This is a genomic window from Bacillus sp. GW823-FHT06A10 (assembly GCF_058795375.1).
Genome location: NZ_JBXAHT010000001.1, coordinates 641,719 through 658,903 on the forward strand (window position 1 = coordinate 641,719; position 17,185 = coordinate 658,903).

Genomic DNA, 17,185 nt, shown 5'->3' on the forward strand with positions numbered 1-17,185 from the left:
GATACATATGGAAAATGCCTTTAAGTTGCTGTATAAAACAATTGAAGAACGAAAGGAAAGACCACTTCCTGAATCGTATACAAATTATTTATTTTCAAAAGGAGAAGATAAAATTTTAAAGAAAATTGGTGAAGAGTGTGCTGAAGTAATTATCGCATGTAAAAATAATGATAAAGAAGAAGTAGTGAAAGAAATGGTTGATGTATTTTATCACTGTTTCGTTTTATTAGCTGAAAAAAATATCGCATTGGAAGATGTCATGCGAGAGGTGAAAGAACGAAATGGAAAGCTTTCGAGAGTTGGGGATAGAAGGGAAATAGATACATTATAAGGGGGAATGTATATGAAAGTAGATTATCATCTTCACTTAGAAGAAGGACCGTATTCAATAGGATGGCTTGCTAAAATAAATGAAGCGTTGGAATGTTATGAACCACTTCAAGAAAGGCATTCTATGGATTGGCTTATGAAAACACAAGAGCGTTTGCAAAAACGTGTGAAGGAAGGGCCATTTACAACAGAATGGATAGATCTATATTTAGAAGAAGCTGTGCGAAAAGGAATAAAAGAAGTGGGAATTGTTGATCATCTATATCGTTTTCATGAAGCAAAAGGATATTATGAAAAATATGTAGATATTAGTGATTCTAACCTCGGTCGTATACAAAAAGAATGGTTAGATCAAGTAAGGGTAGTTTCACTGTATGATTTTACAAAGGCAATTGAAGAGGCGAAAGAACGCTGGAGTAAAAGAGGTGTCAAACTTAAACTTGGAATTGAAGCGGATTATTTTATTGGTTGTGAAGGAGAGTTAAAAGAATTATTAGCGCTAGGAGACTTTGATTATGTAATTGGTTCCGTTCATTTTCTAAATGGCTGGGGATTTGATAATCCAGATACGAAAGAATATTTTGAGGTGCATGACCTACGCGTATTATACGATACGTTTTTTAAAACAGTTGAGAGTGCGATTCGTACCGAGTTATTTGATATTATCGCTCATCTAGATAATATAAAGGTATTTAATTATCGATTGGATGAGAATGAACAGCTTTCTTATTATAAGGAAATTGCCTGTGCGTTAGTAGAAATGAATACGGCAACAGAAATAAATGCAGGATTGTACTATCGTTATCCTATTCGTGAAATGTGCCCAAGTCCACTATATTTACAAGTATTAGCTAAGTATGGTGTTCCAATTACGATTTCTTCGGATGCCCATTATCCAAATGATTTAGGGAACTATGTACAAGAGAATGTACAAACATTACGAGCGCACGGTGTTACTCAGATTGCAACATTTACGAAGCGAGCAAGAGTAATGAGGTCGCTTGAAGAAGAAGTAACAAATTCAAAATGAAACGCAATTTTTTGATGAAAACCACCCTTTTTGTTCAAAATAAGAAAGAATGAAAAGGAGGGTAAGAAATGGCGAAACAACAAAATAAACAAAATGTACAAGTTGCACAGCAACAAGCTTATACTTCTGAAACGAATGCTGCATCTCAATCGGTTATTGAGGAGCAAATTAGCGATACGGTTGCAGAAGGAACTATTGATGTGAAGCTCGGAAAAGAATCGCAGGAAAAAGCGTAAGAAGAGGGGAGAGTTGCATCTCCTCTTTTTTCATGGAAAAGTGTCGATTTTCAAAACTATAATCAAATTCCTTGGTTTTTATATGTGGATTTCTTACAATGAAATATAAGAGATATCTTATTTTCTATAGAAGAGGTGTTAGTAGTGGCAAAAATATTAGTAGCGGGAAAAATTCCGGAAATTGGATTAGAACTATTAAAAGATCATGATGTAGAAATGTACGATAAAGAGGAGTTAATTTCTATAGATGAATTAACAGAGTTTGTAAAAGATAAAGATGCATTGTTAAGTTTACTTTCGACAAAGGTGCCAAAAGAAGTTATTGATGCAGCGCCTCATTTAAAGATTGTTGCAAACTATGGTGCTGGTTACGACAATATTGATTACACGTATGCGGGTGAAAAAGGAATTGTAGTAACGAATACACCGAAAGTATCAACGGAAGCGACTGCAGAATTAACATTTGCACTTCTTTTAGCAGCGGCGCGTAGAATTCCTGAAGGGGATACGTTATGTCGTACGACTGGATTTAACGGATGGGCACCGTTATTTTTCTTAGGACGAGAAGTCCACGGTAAGACAATCGGAATTATTGGTCTTGGAGAAATCGGGAAGGCTGTTGCAAAACGTGCGAAAGCATTTGGAATGGATGTTTTATATACAGGGCCAAATCGTAAGTTTGAAGCTGAAAGTGAACTGGGAGCAACGTATGTGACGTTGGAAAAATTATTACAAACAGCAGATTTTATTACAATTAACTGTGCTTATAATCCGAAATTACATCATATGATTGATGAAGAGCAGTTTAAAATGATGAAGAAAACAGCGTATATTGTAAATGCTTCACGTGGACCAATTATGAATGAAGCAGCACTTGCTTATGCATTAAAAACGAATGAAATTGAAGGGGCAGCTCTTGATGTGTTTGAATTTGAACCGAAAATTACAGAAGAGCTAAAAGAGTTAAAGAATGTAGTACTTGCTCCACACGTAGGGAATGCAACGTTTGAAACTCGTGATGCGATGGCTGAAATGGCTGTCAGAAATATTTTAGCTGTATTAAACGGCGAAGAGCCAGTAACACCTGTAAATCAAAAGGTATTAGTCACAAAATAAAAAGAAACCTTCCGGACTCGGAAGGTTTTCTTATTTTTCTTTATTCGCTTTTTTAGACGGTCTTTGTCTAATGAATTGAGATAACATGTACAAAATATATAGTGGAATGGCAATGAATAAGAAAACAGAAAAATTGCCAAATCCTGTTTGATACATTGTAATAATGATTCCAACTAAAAATAGTGTAATAATGATGCTATATCGTGGAATTGGTACATCTTTTAAACTTGGGATACGAATGCGGCTCACCATTAAAAATGCGAACGTTACAAATACGGTGATAAGAACGATTTTTGGAATGGTATGTGAAAATAATGTTAAGAAAGCAACAAGCCCTCCCGCTGCTGTAATCGGTACTCCAGTGAAATATTTCATTGAAGTAGAAGATGGTGTTACATTAAATCGTGCTAAACGATATGCTCCGAAAAGAGGGAATAATCCCGCTATGTATAATCCGATGATTCCGTAGTTTGAGAAAGATGTGTAATACATTAAAACAGCAGGTGCTGCACCAAATGTTACGACATCTGCAAGCGAGTCGAGCTCTTTTCCCATTTGTGAATCAACACGTAATAAACGAGCAACACGACCATCAAGACTATCTAACATCATCCCGATAAGTACTAAAATAGCAGCTGATTTATAATATCCTAAAGATGCATAGCCGATTGATAAAAATCCGCTATATAAATTTCCGAGCGTAAATAAGTTTGGAATAGCTGCTCTATACAAAATCTGATCCCTTGCTTTCTGTAATAAATTCTTAATTAGTGTATGAAAGTTTACTTATTTTATCATAACATAAATTTATTCCTCATACGAAAGAAATTACCAATTTGTGAAAGATTTCATAGAAGGATGATTTAAAAATTAAGTGAAAATAAAAAGAGGAAGCAACTTGTATAAAGTTGCTTCCTTTACTATTCAAATTTCGTTGTCATCGTTCCAGTTTTATATTGATTGTTAGGATCGAAACGTAATAAATCTCCATAAATTAATTTATCGGAGAGTTTTAATTCTGTTTTTGCTTTTTCAATATACGGCTGACATAGCGTCATATCAGCTTCTTCACCCGTACTTCTTTTGTAGCACATATTTTTTGTATAAACATACTCTTCAGAAACAAAGCTACCATCACGCATTACCATAAGCGGGTCTTTTTCTTTAATAAATAAGTCAGTTCCAAATTCAACGGATTTATTTGTTTTAATACCAAGTAAATGAAGGAGCGTTGGTTTAATATCAATTTGACCAGATACTTTAGAAACAACTTTTCCTTCTTGACCAGGCACATGAATAATAAGAGGAACTCGTTGTAATTGCATAGAATCGAATGGTGTAATAGTATCTTTTCCTAGGAACTGTGCCATAGCTGCGTTATGGTTTTCGGAAATACCATAATGATCACCATAAATGACAATAACGGAATTATCATACAGTCCTTCTTCTTTTAATTGTTTAATAAATAATTTAAGAGCTTCATCTGTGTAACGAACAGTTGGGAAGTAGCGGTTTACAACACCACTTTCTGAGTTGAATTCATCAACATATTGGTCTTCCGGATTTAGAAGAAACGGAAAATGATTTGTTAATGTAATAAATTTTGTATAGAAGGGTTGCGGTAAAGATTTTAACTTTGGAATAGATTGTTCAAAGAACTGTTTATCTTTTAATCCCCAACCGACAGACATTTGTTCCGTTCCTGCGTAATCATTTAAATTAAAGTAACGATCATATCCAAGCGCAGGATACATTACATCCCGATTCCAAAACGTTTTATCATTTGAATGGAAGACGGCAGAAGAATATCCGTATTTCTTTAATTGTTCTGGTGTCGCTGTGTATTCGTTTGTTGCATGAGTAAAGAATACAGAACCACGATCTAGCGGATAAAGTGAGTTTTCAACGATAAATTCAGCATCAGAAGTTTTGCCTTGTCCAGTTTGATGATAGAAGTTATCGAAATAGAAACTATCCTTAATAAATTCATTTAAAAATGGGGTAATTTCTTTTCCATTTATTTTTTTATTAATAACAAAGCTTTGTGTAGATTCCATTGAAATTAAAATTACATTTTTACCTTTTGCAGCTCCAAATAAGTTTTTATCAACTTGTTTGTCTTTTGAGTCTGTATAGTTTTTGATTTCAGAAAATCCATCCCCACTTGCAAATACACGCTCAGCTGAAGACTTGGATTGAAGTGTAATATCAAATAGATGATATGTGTATAAACCTAAATTCTTTACGACAGTTTGACGGTCAAATGAGCGCGAGAACATTTGTGGTTTATAAATAACTGATACAACAATTTGTAGTGCTAATAAAGCTGTTACACCGCTAAAGAAAGTTCGCTTCTCTGAGCGGGAAAGTGGTGTTTTGTCGCCAAATGATGGGAATTTACGCGAAATAAACATTAAAATAATTGCATCTGCAAATAAAAGTAATGTTTTGTACGTAAAGAGTTCTTTTATACTTGTCCCTAAATCAGCCATATTGTTTGTTTGGAATAAAACCGGGAAAGTAACGAAATCGTTATAGAACCCATAAAACATTGCGTTTCCAAATAAAATAAATGACAGTATAAAACTGATTCCAATTATAATTCGGTTTCGGTACTTAGATGCAAGTAAAGCTAAGCCGAAAAATAAAAGTAACGCAGCTAGTGGATTAATAAAAAGCATGAATTCTTCAAAGAAATTATCAATTTTAATATCAAATGCTAGCTTGTACACAATATATGTTTTAATCCATAGTAAAACGACTGCAACGAGTGCAAATCGCAGTTTTGGAAACAGATGTTGTAGCATAATATACTCCTCTCCTAAAAAGCATGACAGTTCTTGTGAGTCAGTTTGCTTAACGACTCATTTTATATATACGAACAGTCCTTTGTTATTATGATTATTATACTATGAGTATCATTATACGAAAATAAAAGAGAGTTGTGGGCTTTTTTATAATAATCGAGTAGAAAAAGAGTGGTGGGAGACAATAAAACAGAATTTCTATGTATGATAATTATCGTACGCAGAAAGAATCGCGTGATAATACGGAGGTTATAATGCGAAAATTATTATATTTTATAGCATGCAGTAGTGTTATACTTTTTACCTCACCGAGTGTGTCAATAGCTCAATATGATGCACCTCTTATGGAAGATGCACTTTATTCTGTTTTATTTCCAAAAATAAATAAAGCAATTGAAAAACAATATGGAAGTTTGAAACCGTATCAATGCCCTAAAATTATTAGTTTAAAAAAAGTGTATAGCGGTACATATTTATTTCAAGCAAGTATTGAAGTGACAAAGTATGAACGTGTTGCGGGGAAAATTGCTCCCCCATTTGAGAAGGTAACGATTACATTTAATAACGAAGAAGGCGAATGGGAAGTGACAAAGATTTCAGTAAAGCGCTTACCAAATGATACAAAATTAAACTGCAAAAAAACAATATAAAAAATTGTTTGACAAATAAAATGGCCCTTTGGTATTGTTAATAGCAACAATTAGATGTTTGAAAATTAAATAGACTTACCTCATCTACTCTCAAAGGTAGAGGCCGCGATAGGAAAGAGTAAGCTATGGGAGATTTCATGGAATCTGTGATCATAGGCTGAAAGGGACTATTGCCGAAATATAAGAATAACCATCTTATTCATATATTGGGACTACATTGAATAAATGTAGTACTGTCATAAGATTTATTTTATGGAGAGCTATTTGGAGATGTTGATGCGGTTTCTTATTTTGAGGAGATAACAACTCGTTTATTTTTTCAATATATATTTTTCCTAATAAGAAACGCGTGTGAACATTGTTCCGCGCGTTTTTTGTCTATCTAAAAGCGTGCTGCAATGAATAGAAGATTGGGGTTATGAGTTTTAGAGGAAATAAGGGAGGAATTTAAATGTATTTACACGGCACAAGCCGAATTAATGGGCAAGGACACTTAGAAATTGGAGGGTGCGATACGACGCAGCTAGCAAAGCAATACGGAACACCACTTTATGTATACGATGAAGAGTCTATTCGAGGAAAATGCCGAGCATTTCATCGTGCTTTTAAAGAAAGTGGTTTCTCTTATCAAGTAGCATATGCAAGCAAGGCGTTCTTGTGCATGGAGATGTGCCGAGTAGCTCGTGAAGAGAATATGTCATTAGACGTTGTTTCTGGAGGAGAATTATATACTGCGCTCCAAGCAGGATTTCCAGCATCACGTATTCATTTTCATGGAAATAATAAAACAGAAGAAGAGATAGTGATGGCTCTTCAGGCGAATATCGGTTGTTTTGTCGTAGATAATTTCTTTGAATTAGAAGTTTTACACGATTTAGCGATGCAACATGGAAAGTTTGTGAACATATTAATTCGTGTAACGCCTGGAGTAGAGGCGCACACACATGAATATATTACAACAGGCCAAGATGATTCGAAATTTGGATTTGGCGTTTCAAACGGTCAAGCGATGCAGGCAATTGGATTTGCTTTACAAAAATCCAATTATAATGTGCTAGGGATTCATTCACATATCGGATCGCAAATATTTGAAACAGCTGGCTTTGTTCGAGCGATTGAAGTTCTTCGCCAATTTTTAGAAGAAGTGAGAGAGCAAACAAACTATGTAGTAAAAGTGTTAAATGTAGGTGGGGGATTTGGAATACGCTACACAGAGTCGGATACACCGTTAACTCTTGAGACATATGTGCGAGCTGTAACAAGTGCAGTGAGAGAACAATTTACTGTATGTGAATATCCATTGCCAGAAATATGGATTGAACCAGGCCGTAGCATTGTAGGTGATGCTGGGACAACAATTTATACAGTTGGGTCTGTGAAAGATATTCCTGGTATTCGGAAATATGTATCAGTCGATGGTGGAATGACAGATAATTTAAGACCTGCTTTATATAGTGCGCGTTATGAAGCAATGTTAGCGAATCGAGGGAATGATGAGAATGAGGAACTCGTTTCGATTGCGGGGAAATGTTGTGAGAGCGGAGATATGTTGATTTGGGATATTCATTTACCGAAAGTCGCTTCTGCTGATTTACTAGCAGTTTCCTGTACAGGAGCCTACGGGTACTCGATGGCGAATAATTACAATCGGATTCGAAGACCAGCCGTTGTCTTTGCAAAAGGCGGAACATCGCAAGTAGTTGTGGAACGCGAAACATATGAAAATATTATTGGGAACGATCGCATACGTATTAAAGAGCTTGTTTAAATAGAAAAAGGAGTTGTTCGGATGGGCAATTCCTTTTTTGTAAAATAAAATAATTAAAATATATCGGAAAACTAGGATTGAAAAAAATCAGAATTGTGATAAAATACAAATACAAAGCTTATCAAGAGAAGTGGAGGGAACTGGCCCGAAGAAGCTCGGCAACCTGCTTATAGAAAGCAAGGTGCTAAATCCAGCAAAATGGAATCCATTTTGAAAGATAAGGTAAAATATATTACCGAACAGTCTTTTCGAAATGGGAAAGATTTTTTTTATGAATAAAAAGGGGGGCTGTTCGCGTGGGTGTACGGGAACATTTTGATGAAGTATCCGAGAAGATTGAAGCGATGCTTGCTGATATGAAATATGGCTCAATTACAATTGTTGTGCAAGATGGAAAAGTAATTCAGTTAGAGAAAAGTGAAAAAGTACGTTTAAAGTGAAAAGCGCTGACTAGAAAAACTAGAGGCGGTTTTAACCTATTTTCATTAGGTTAAAACCGTCTTTTTGCTTTTACAGGGGGAAAAAACATGTTGACGTATGAAACGTGGGAAGAAAATGTTGTTTCGTTTTCGGAAGAAGATGAAACAAAAGGCGCGTTATCAGTATTAAATTGGGCTTATGAAGAGTATAAAGATGAAATCGTCTACGCATGTAGCTTTGGGGTGGAAGGTATGGTATTGCTGCACCTTATAAACCAAGTAAATCCATCTGCTAAAGTTGTATTTTTGGATACAAATGTTCATTTTCAAGAAACATATGAATTAATTCAAAGAGTGAGGGAACGATTTCCTTCATTGAATATTATAGAAAAGCAGCCAGAACTTACACTTGATGAACAGGCGAAGTTGCATGGTGAAAAACTGTGGGAGAGCAATCCGAATCTTTGTTGTAAGATTAGAAAAATTTTACCTTTAGAAAAATCATTAGTCGTGGAAAAAGCATGGATATCGGGCTTAAGAAGGGAACAATCAGAAACACGTAAGCATACAAAGTTTATAAATCAAGATCATCGTTTTCAATCTATTAAAGTTTGTCCACTCATTCATTGGACGTGGAAAGAAGTTTGGCGATATGTATACAAACATAGCTTACCGTATAACCCGTTGCATGATGTTGGCTATCCAAGTATTGGGTGTGAGAAATGTACTTTACCTGTAGGGGATGGTGGCGATTCAAGAGATGGTAGATGGGCTGGGAAAGTGAAAACCGAATGTGGTCTTCATTATCAATAAGATGAATCTTGAAATAAAGCTAAGAGGGGATATAGAAAATGAGCACAGTAAACGAATTAGTAAACCGTATAGATGAGACATATGATGTATCACAAATTGAAAAAGAAATTAAATTAGACAACATTGCTTTAAGTGATTTAGAACTATTGGCGACAGGTGGATATAGCCCGCTTACTGGTTTTTTGGGGAAGGAAGATTATGATTCAGTCGTAGAGACGCTTCGTTTAGCAAATGGTAGTGTGTGGAGTATACCAATTACATTACCGGTAACAGAAGAAGTCGCAGAAAGCCTGAAGACCGGAGAGGAAGTAAAGCTTGTCAACAATGGAAATATATATGGTGCTATTCAAATAGAAGATATTTTCGTACCAGATAAAGAAAAAGAAGCGTTACTTGTATATAAAACAACGGATGAGGTTCATCCAGGAGTGAAAAAGTTATATGAACGACCAAACGTTTACGTTGGAGGAACTATTATTCTAACAAAACGCTTTGAAAATAATCAATTTCCTTCTTATCATTTAGACCCAATTGAAACGAGAGAAGAATTTAAAAAACGTGGGTGGAAAACAGTAGTCGGATTTCAAACGAGAAACCCGGTACATCGTGCCCATGAGTATATTCAAAAATCTGCTCTTGAAATTGTAGATGGTCTCTTTTTAAATCCACTCGTTGGAGAAACGAAATCGGACGATATTCCTGCTGATGTAAGAATGGAAAGCTATGAAGTACTCCTTCAAAACTATTATCCGAAAAATCGTGTCTTTTTAAGTGTATTTCCTGCTGCAATGCGTTACGCAGGACCAAGAGAAGCGATATTTCATGCGTTAGTAAGAAAGAATTTTGGATGTACCCACTTTATTGTAGGACGTGATCATGCCGGAGTAGGAGATTATTACGGAACATACGAAGCGCAAGAAATCTTCACGAATTTTACGATAGAAGAGTTAGGCATTACACCACTATTCTTTGAACATAGTTTTTACTGCACGAAATGTGAAGCGATGGCTTCAACGAAAACATGTCCGCACGGAAAAGAAGATCATGTTATTTTATCAGGTACGAAAGTAAGAGAATTATTAAGAAACGGTGAGATTCCGCCAAGTACATTTAGTCGTAAAGAAGTAGTAGAAGTGCTAATTAAAGGTTTAAAAAAAGAAGTAGTAACAGAATAGGGAGAGAACGAGATGGATACGAATATTACTTGGCATACAGCTTCGGTTTCAAAAGATGAGAGAAGAGTGAAGAATGGACATCACAGTTTTGTAATTTGGTTTACTGGTTTATCAGCTTCGGGTAAATCTACAGTAGCGAATGCGGTCGCTCGTAAACTGTTTGAAAAGAATATTGGAAATTATGTGCTGGATGGGGATAACATTCGCCACGGTTTAAATAAAGACTTAGGATTTTCTGAAAGTGATCGCATGGAAAATATAAGACGTATTGGCGAAGTGGCAAAGTTATTTGTAGATCAAGGAACGGTTGTCCTTACAGCATTTATTTCACCATTTCGAGTAGACCGCAAACAAGTAAGAGATTTATTAGCGGCAGATGAATTTATTGAAATTTTTGTGAAGTGTCCGATTGAAGAGTGTGAGAAACGTGATCCGAAAGGGCTTTATAAAAAGGCAAGAAAAGGTGATATTAAGGATTTCACAGGTATTGATTCGCCTTATGAAGAGCCAGAGCAAGCAGAATTAATTGTAGAAACGCACAAATATTCTATTGAAGAATGTGCAGAACAAATCGTGAAGTACTTACAAGAGCGTAGTTTTATCCCGCTATTTGCCGGGAAGTAAAATTCCTACCTCAAAGTTCGATTGGGGCAAGGAAGTTAGGTGGGGGGCGGGCTGCCCGTAAATACCCGATTGGTTAAGGCTAATAATCAGCGTGGGATGAACAAAACTCTACTGATTAAAGTTTCACTTTATATAGGGGGATTTAAAAATGAGTTATGAAAAAGTATGGGCTAACAATGAAAAACTAAATCAAACGGAGAAAAATAAATTAGAAAAAGATGGCTTAGAAATTTTTAATGATATTCCTTACTATGCGGAAAATGGATTTGAATCTATTCCGAAAGAAGAGTGGGATGCTTTTAAATGGGCGGGATTGTATTTACAACGTCCAAAAGAAGCTGGTTATTTTATGATGCGGGTAAATATTCCGTCAGGGATTATTACAAATGCGCAGGCAGAAGTACTTGCTTCTATCGCTGAGGATTATGGACGTGATGTAATAGATATTACTACGAGACAGGCGATTCAGTTTCACTGGTTAGAAATTCAGCAAATACCAGATATTTTTAAAAGATTAGCAAGAGTTGGATTATCTTCAGCGGGGGCTTGTGGTGATATAACGCGGAATATTACAGGTAATCCGCTTGCTGGAATTGATGCAAATGAACTATTTGATACGACACATATTGTGAAAGAGGTATATGACTATTTCCAACATAATGAAGAGTTTTCTAATTTGCCACGTAAATTTAAAATGTCTATTAGTTCTAATATTTATAACTCAGCAAACGCAGAGATTAACTGTGTTGCATTTACACCTGCTACGAAAGAAATAGATGGTGAGAAAAAAGTTGGTTTTCATATAAAAGTAGGCGGAGGATTATCAGCCCGTCCATATTTAGCTGATGAATTAGATGTGTTCGTTTTACCAGAAGAAGTGAAGGCAGTGGCAATTGCGATTGCTACTATATTCCGTGATTTTGGATATCGTGAGAAACGTCATTTAGCTCGTTTGAAATTTCTTGTTGCGGACTGGGGAGCAGAGAAATTTAAAGAGAAACTAATAGAGTATACAGGGCCTTTACAAAGTAAAGGGGAAAGTGCACTCAAAGGATGGAATGCAGGCTATTTTTATGGTGTTCAAGACCAAAAACAAGAGGGATTAAAATATGTAGGTTTTAATGTACCGGTAGGTCGTTTACATGCAGAAGAAATGTTTGAGATTGCAAGAATCGCAAAGCAATATGGAAATGGACAAATTCGTACATGTAATTCACAAAATTTCATTATTCCGAACGTTCCTCCGGAAAATGTAAAAGGATTACTTAGTGAACCGTTGTTTGAAGCGATATCTGCAAGCCCAAAATCATTTATTGGTCATGCGGTTTCATGTACCGGTATTGAATATTGTAATCTTGCACTAGTAGAAACGAAAGAAAGATTACGAAAAATTGCAGAATACTTAGATACACAAATTGCACTCGATGTTCCAGTTCGAATTCATATGGTAGGCTGCCCGAATTCATGTGGTCAACGTCAAATTGCTGACATTGGGTTACAAGGGGTGAAAATGAAAACGAAGGAAAAGGGAATTGTTGAAGCATTTGAGATATATGTAGGTGGAACGTTGTTAGATGGCGGTGCCTACAATCAAAAGTTAAAAGGAAAAATAGATGGCGAGGATTTACCTGATGTACTCGCATCATTTATAAGTTATTTCAAAGAGAATAAATTACCAGCCGAAACATTTTATGATTTTGTAGGTCGTGTTGGTGTAGACACATTACAAATAGCGTTAAATAATGTGTTAGAAGAAGTCATAGCGTCTTAGGGGGGACAATATGGATTTATATCGATTTGAAGCTGTATTAGTGAGTGATATTGTTCCGATTGTTGTTGTTGCTCAAAGTGAAGAACAGGCATTTAAGCTTGCGGAGATTGAGCTTGAAAAACATTTTTTACCGTTGCCAGAGGTAAAAGAGATTTCTTTGTTTGAAAAAAAGAAGATTCGAAAAGGTGCAGCATTTGTTATTCATGAGTAGAGATTAGTAATACGAAAAAATAAAAACTTCCATTCTTATATACGAATGGAAGTTTCATTTTAATAGTAGAAATGAGGAGAGATGATGGGGAAGGTTTATATTGTTGGAGCGGGTCCTGGCGATCCAGATTTAATTACTGTTAAAGGGTTGAAATGTATTGAGAAGGCAGATGTTATTTTATACGATCGCCTTGTGAATAAAGAGCTGCTTTCACACGCAAAGCCTGACGCGGATTTAATTTATTGCGGGAAACTCCCGAATTATCACACGATGAAGCAAGAAACAATTAATACATTTCTTATTAAGTATGCGAAAAAAGGGAAAGTTGTAACGAGGCTTAAGGGCGGCGATCCATTTGTATTTGGTAGAGGGGGAGAAGAAGCGGAAGCATTAGCAAAGCAAGGTGTACCATTTGAAATCGTCCCAGGTATTTCGTCTGGAATAGCTGCACCTGCTTATGCTGGTATTCCAGTGACGCACCGTGATGCAAGTGCAAGTTTTGCTATTGTGACTGGGCATAGGAAAGAAGGTGCTGAAGAAGAAGTGAAATGGGAAAGTTTAGCGAAAGGTGTAGAGACTTTAGCGATATATATGGGGGTTAGTAATTTGCCCTACATATGTGAGCAACTTATGAAGCATGGAAAAGATAAAAGTACGCCAGCTGCTATTATTGAGCAGGGGACGACGTCTATGCAACGTACAGTTGTTGGGACATTAGGAACAATTGTAGATGTTGCGAAAAAAGAGCAAATTCAAAATCCGAGCATGATTGTAATTGGAGAAGTTGTCCGTTTTAGAGAAAAAATCCATTGGTTTGAGAAGCAAACGGAAAATGCTTATCAAGTAAGTGGAGTGTTGTAAAATGAAAGCCGTCTTATATATATGTCATGGAAGTCGTTTGAAGACAGCGAAAGAAGAGGCGATTCAATTTATTACATCGTGTATGAGTCGTATAGAAGCGAATATTCAAGAAGTTTGTTTTTTAGAGTTAGCGAATCCTTCTATTGAAGATGGTTTTCGTACATGTGTGAAGCGTGGGGCCACGGAGATTATTGCCATCCCTGTTTTTTTATTAGCGGCAGGTCATGTGAAGAAAGATATTCCATTTGAATTGGTAAAGCTCAAGAATCAATATCCGAATGTTAAAGTGACTTATGGTAATCCGTTTGGTGTATCAGAAACACTGATCAAATCAGTATATAACGGAAGTGGTATTGAAAAGGAAGGGAAGGCTGAAGTGACCCTTCTGCTCGTTGCAAGAGGAAGTAGTGATCCTGAAGTATTACAAGATATAAAATGGATCGCCTCTTTATTTCAAGCTGAGGAGAAAATTAAAAAAGTTGAGGTTTGTTATTTAGCGGCTGCGGAGCCGAAATTTGAGAGGAAATTGAAGGAAGTTGTAGAACGGGAAGTGGAGAACATCGTTGTGCTACCTTATTTGTTATTTACAGGTTTACTTATGAAACATATTGAGAAAGAAGTGCGCCAATATGCATTGGAAGAGATAAAAATCAGTCCATATTTAGGGAAGAATGAAGCGTTACAAGATATGTTAATTCAGAAAACGACGGAGTTATTGAAAGGAGATCAGTATGTATCCACTTACAGTGCGAGTTAATGAGAAACGCGTTGTTGTTATTGGTGGGGGAAAAGTTGCAGGATTTAAAATTATTCCTTTACTCAAACAAGGTGCGGATATAGTTGTGATCAGTCCAGAATTAGATGCGAATTTAGTAAAACTTGTGGAAGAAAAGAAAATTCGTTGGTATCAAAGAGAATATGAAAAAAGTGATATTAAAAATGCTTTTTTAGTTGTTGCAGCGAGTAGTGATTCAATATTAAATGAACAAGTTGCTGAAGATGCCGCAGAGAATCAATTAGTAAATGTTATTACAAATCCGGAAAGTGGTAATGTTCACTTTCCAGCAGCGATTCATCGTGGTTTGCTTAATATAGCAGTTTCTACTGGGGGAGCGAGCCCAAAGCTCGCAAAAAAAATTCGAGATGAGATTGCAAATAAATATGATGAGACATATGAATCGTATTTAGATTTTTTATATGAAGTAAGGGTGAAGTTAAAAGATTTACAGTTAGAAAAGAGAGAACGAAATATATTACTCCAAGAAGTGTTGAAATCAGTATATGTGCAAAACGAGAGAGAAAGAGAAAGTTTTTTGCGAGAATTAGAGGGAAAGATTTTAAAATAATAAAAGATAAAGTGCGCTTTACAAATATAAAAATATAATTTATAATCACAAGTAACTTCAATAGATGAAATCGATGAGCAAGAAGAGTACGTATATTTGATGCGTTCAGAGAGCTGGGGTTAGGTGGGAGCCCGGTACGATAAATTATACAGAATGGGCTTGCGAGAGGTATGTTGAACATTGTAGTAGGCAACCCGGGTTCCGCCGTTAAAAGGATAGAGTATCGGAATTATTCCTGTACTTGAACAAGTGGGATTTATCAATCCAATTGAGGTGGTACCACGGTATTTACATTACATATATCGTCCTCTACATGCATATTTGCGTGTAGGGGACTTTTTTATTTTCTAAAGGAGGTGTGCGAGTATGAAATGAAAGTGTATAATTAACAAAAGTTTAAATATTCAGAAAAGGAGAATTTATGATGAAAGAAACACAGCAATGGACGTCGAAAATAGGCTTTGTACTCGCAGCAGCCGGAGCCGCAGTAGGTCTTGGTGCGATATGGAAATTTCCATATGTTGCAGGTAATGGCGGGGGAGGCGCATTCTTCCTTGTATTTTTACTGCTAACTTTATTTATAGGTATGCCTCTTCTAATAGCGGAGTTTGTTATTGGACGTAGCACGCAAAAAGAGGCGGTTACAGCTTATAAAGTACTAGTGCCAAATAGCAAATTATATCCTTGGATTGGTCGTATGGGAGTTGTTACTTGTTTTAGTGTACTATCTTTTTATAGTGTTGTAGGTGGATGGATTTTACTTTATTTATATTATAGTGTGACAGGAAGTTTCTGGAATGGAGTAGCTGATTATGGACAATTGTTCGGTGAAACGATTTCAAATCCGTTAAGTGCGATTGGAGCGCAATTTATCTTTATGCTTTGTACGATTTTTGTTGTAAGTAAAGGTGTAGAGAAAGGTATAGAAAAGGCAAGTAAGTACATGATGCCGCTATTATTTATTTTATTTATTGCGATTATTGTTCGTGCGTTAACACTCGATGGTGCTTTTGCTGGAGTAGAGTTCTTCTTAAAACCAGATTTTTCAAAGCTTACAGCAGATACAATTTTATATGCGATGGGACAATCTTTCTTCTCGCTAACTGTAGGTGCCTCGGTAATGGTAACGTATAGTTCGTATTTAAAGAAAGAGGAACATTTAGCGAAATCGGCAACATCTATTGTAAGTTTAACTGTTTTTGTTACAGTACTTGCAGGATTAGCAATTTTCCCAGCGATTTTCGCATTAGGAGTTAAACCGACTGAAGGACCGGGATTACTGTTTATCGTCCTTCCAGCAGTATTTGCAAAAATACCATTTGGTCAATTTTTCTTTATTATGTTTTTAATTTTATTCTTCTTTGCGACTTTAACATCAGCAATTTCAATGCTTGAAATTGTAGTAGCATCTGTTGCGAAAGGTAATGAGAAGAAGCGTCCGTCAGCATCATTATTAATTGGTATTCTTATTTTTGCAGTCGGTATTCCATCAGCGTTATCATTTGGGATTATGAGTGACGTGAAAATATTTGGGAAAACATTCTTTGATTTAGTCGACTTTTCGGTAAGTAACGTATTGCTGCCGTTAGGAGTACTAGCTATTTCATTATTTGTACCAAATAAAATGAGTAAAGAGTTGTTGATGAAAGAATTAGAAGTGACGGAAACGAAGGGGAAAACGTTATTTAACATTTGGTTCTTCTTACTTCGTTATGTCATTCCGATAACTGTAATAATTGTATTTTTAAATGTGATAGGTGTATTTAAAATGTTTGCATAAAAAAAGGCGGGGATCTCCCGTCTTTTTTTATGTTGTTGAATGTAATAGACGATTATACGCTTTATAGGCTGTGGTGACTGCGAGGAATGAACCAATTAAAAATAAAACTGATCCGCCAAATGTAAATATCCGGCCGATAAATGTCGCTCTAGCTTCTTCTATTTTTTGTTGTAATTGCGTATTCATATTGATCACCTCGTAAACTATAGGCATTTAGTTATAGTCTATGTAGAATGCCTATATTGTGT

19 protein-coding genes, 2 riboswitches and 1 other annotated feature are annotated in these 17,185 nt (G+C 35.9%); of the genes, 16 read left to right on the top strand and 3 right to left on the bottom strand.

The features are described from left to right. Positions 1–7: 7 nt before the first annotated feature. The 4 genes from hisE to AC1Q8M_RS03390 all read left to right on the top strand — a co-directional run bounded on the left by hisE (position 8) and on the right by AC1Q8M_RS03390 (position 2,712). Positions 8–331, top strand: coding sequence for a phosphoribosyl-ATP diphosphatase (gene hisE, locus AC1Q8M_RS03375; protein WP_071714667.1), 324 nt, complete (start codon positions 8–10; stop codon positions 329–331). 12 nt (positions 332–343) lie between these two features. Next, positions 344–1,360 (top strand): histidinol phosphate phosphatase domain-containing protein, encoded by a 1,017-nt coding sequence (locus tag AC1Q8M_RS03380; RefSeq protein WP_098855603.1) that lies wholly within the window; start codon positions 344–346, stop codon positions 1,358–1,360. 68 nt (positions 1,361–1,428) lie between these two features. After that, entirely contained in the window at positions 1,429–1,596 is a 168-nt protein-coding gene (locus AC1Q8M_RS03385) for a DUF4025 domain-containing protein (RefSeq protein ID WP_001118893.1), read from the top strand. A 144-nt stretch (positions 1,597–1,740) separates the two neighbouring features. After that, the gene (locus AC1Q8M_RS03390; RefSeq protein ID WP_098855602.1) at positions 1,741–2,712 is read left to right on the top strand and encodes an NAD(P)-dependent oxidoreductase; all 972 of its coding nucleotides are present in this window, start codon (positions 1,741–1,743) and stop codon (positions 2,710–2,712) included. A gap of 30 nt (positions 2,713–2,742) precedes the next feature. Here AC1Q8M_RS03390 and pssA read toward each other — a convergent pair whose 3' ends face one another. Continuing rightward, positions 2,743–3,444, bottom strand: a complete 702-nt coding sequence (gene pssA, locus AC1Q8M_RS03395) for a CDP-diacylglycerol--serine O-phosphatidyltransferase (protein WP_000285417.1) — start codon at positions 3,442–3,444, stop codon at positions 2,743–2,745. Between the two features lie 188 nt (positions 3,445–3,632). After that, complete coding sequence (locus AC1Q8M_RS03400; RefSeq protein ID WP_000939088.1) at positions 3,633–5,519, bottom strand: LTA synthase family protein; 1,887 nt, start codon at positions 5,517–5,519, stop codon at positions 3,633–3,635. A 254-nt stretch (positions 5,520–5,773) separates the two neighbouring features. Here AC1Q8M_RS03400 and AC1Q8M_RS03405 point away from each other — a divergent pair, with 254 nt between their 5' ends. The 12 genes from AC1Q8M_RS03405 (at position 5,774) to AC1Q8M_RS03460 (ending at position 16,937) form a co-directional block, all read left to right on the top strand. Next, positions 5,774–6,169, top strand: a complete 396-nt coding sequence (locus AC1Q8M_RS03405; RefSeq protein ID WP_001228820.1) for a DUF3888 domain-containing protein — start codon at positions 5,774–5,776, stop codon at positions 6,167–6,169. An 89-nt stretch (positions 6,170–6,258) separates the two neighbouring features. After that, a riboswitch (Lysine riboswitch) is annotated at positions 6,259–6,440 on the top strand. A gap of 180 nt (positions 6,441–6,620) precedes the next feature. Next, positions 6,621–7,937 carry a diaminopimelate decarboxylase gene (gene lysA, locus AC1Q8M_RS03410; RefSeq protein WP_000280643.1) on the top strand — a complete coding sequence of 439 codons (1,317 nt, stop codon included), beginning with the start codon at positions 6,621–6,623 and terminating at the stop codon, positions 7,935–7,937. A gap of 115 nt (positions 7,938–8,052) precedes the next feature. Then, a riboswitch (SAM riboswitch) is annotated at positions 8,053–8,161 on the top strand. Positions 8,162–8,233: 72 nt separating this feature from the next. After that, positions 8,234–8,377, top strand: a complete 144-nt coding sequence (locus tag AC1Q8M_RS03415) for a YezD family protein (RefSeq protein WP_000538896.1) — start codon at positions 8,234–8,236, stop codon at positions 8,375–8,377. 87 nt (positions 8,378–8,464) lie between these two features. After that, on the top strand, positions 8,465–9,169 hold the full coding sequence (locus AC1Q8M_RS03420; RefSeq protein ID WP_000959018.1) for a phosphoadenylyl-sulfate reductase: 705 nt from the start codon (positions 8,465–8,467) through the stop codon (positions 9,167–9,169). Between the two features lie 38 nt (positions 9,170–9,207). Continuing rightward, positions 9,208–10,344 carry a sulfate adenylyltransferase gene (sat, locus tag AC1Q8M_RS03425; RefSeq protein ID WP_000108781.1) on the top strand — a complete coding sequence of 379 codons (1,137 nt, stop codon included), beginning with the start codon at positions 9,208–9,210 and terminating at the stop codon, positions 10,342–10,344. 12 nt (positions 10,345–10,356) lie between these two features. Continuing rightward, the gene (cysC, locus tag AC1Q8M_RS03430) at positions 10,357–10,968 is read left to right on the top strand and encodes an adenylyl-sulfate kinase (protein WP_029441817.1); all 612 of its coding nucleotides are present in this window, start codon (positions 10,357–10,359) and stop codon (positions 10,966–10,968) included. Positions 10,969–11,116: 148 nt separating this feature from the next. After that, positions 11,117–12,739: a nitrite/sulfite reductase gene (locus AC1Q8M_RS03435; RefSeq protein WP_000119611.1), complete on the top strand. Its 1,623-nt coding sequence runs from the start codon at positions 11,117–11,119 to the stop codon at positions 12,737–12,739. A 10-nt stretch (positions 12,740–12,749) separates the two neighbouring features. Then, the gene (locus tag AC1Q8M_RS03440; protein ID WP_000366918.1) at positions 12,750–12,950 is read left to right on the top strand and encodes a DUF3906 family protein; all 201 of its coding nucleotides are present in this window, start codon (positions 12,750–12,752) and stop codon (positions 12,948–12,950) included. A gap of 84 nt (positions 12,951–13,034) precedes the next feature. Further along, on the top strand, positions 13,035–13,811 hold the full coding sequence (gene cobA, locus AC1Q8M_RS03445; RefSeq protein ID WP_000521256.1) for a uroporphyrinogen-III C-methyltransferase: 777 nt from the start codon (positions 13,035–13,037) through the stop codon (positions 13,809–13,811). Between the two features lies 1 nt (position 13,812). After that, a complete protein-coding gene (locus tag AC1Q8M_RS03450) occupies positions 13,813–14,568 on the top strand; it encodes a sirohydrochlorin chelatase (RefSeq protein WP_000648881.1) in 756 nt (251 codons plus the stop codon). Beyond that, positions 14,543–15,157: an NAD(P)-binding protein gene (locus AC1Q8M_RS03455; protein WP_071714670.1), complete on the top strand. Its 615-nt coding sequence runs from the start codon at positions 14,543–14,545 to the stop codon at positions 15,155–15,157. Before AC1Q8M_RS03450 ends, AC1Q8M_RS03455 begins: the two co-directional genes overlap by 26 nt. A 64-nt stretch (positions 15,158–15,221) precedes the next feature. Continuing rightward, positions 15,222–15,470: a binding site (T-box leader), on the top strand. 111 nt (positions 15,471–15,581) lie between these two features. Then, positions 15,582–16,937, top strand: coding sequence for a sodium-dependent transporter (locus AC1Q8M_RS03460; RefSeq protein WP_000665433.1), 1,356 nt, complete (start codon positions 15,582–15,584; stop codon positions 16,935–16,937). A gap of 27 nt (positions 16,938–16,964) precedes the next feature. Here the strand turns inward: AC1Q8M_RS03460 and AC1Q8M_RS03465 are convergent, their stop codons facing one another. Further along, positions 16,965–17,123 (bottom strand): hypothetical protein, encoded by a 159-nt coding sequence (locus tag AC1Q8M_RS03465; protein WP_001095997.1) that lies wholly within the window; start codon positions 17,121–17,123, stop codon positions 16,965–16,967. Positions 17,124–17,185 lie beyond the last annotated feature (62 nt).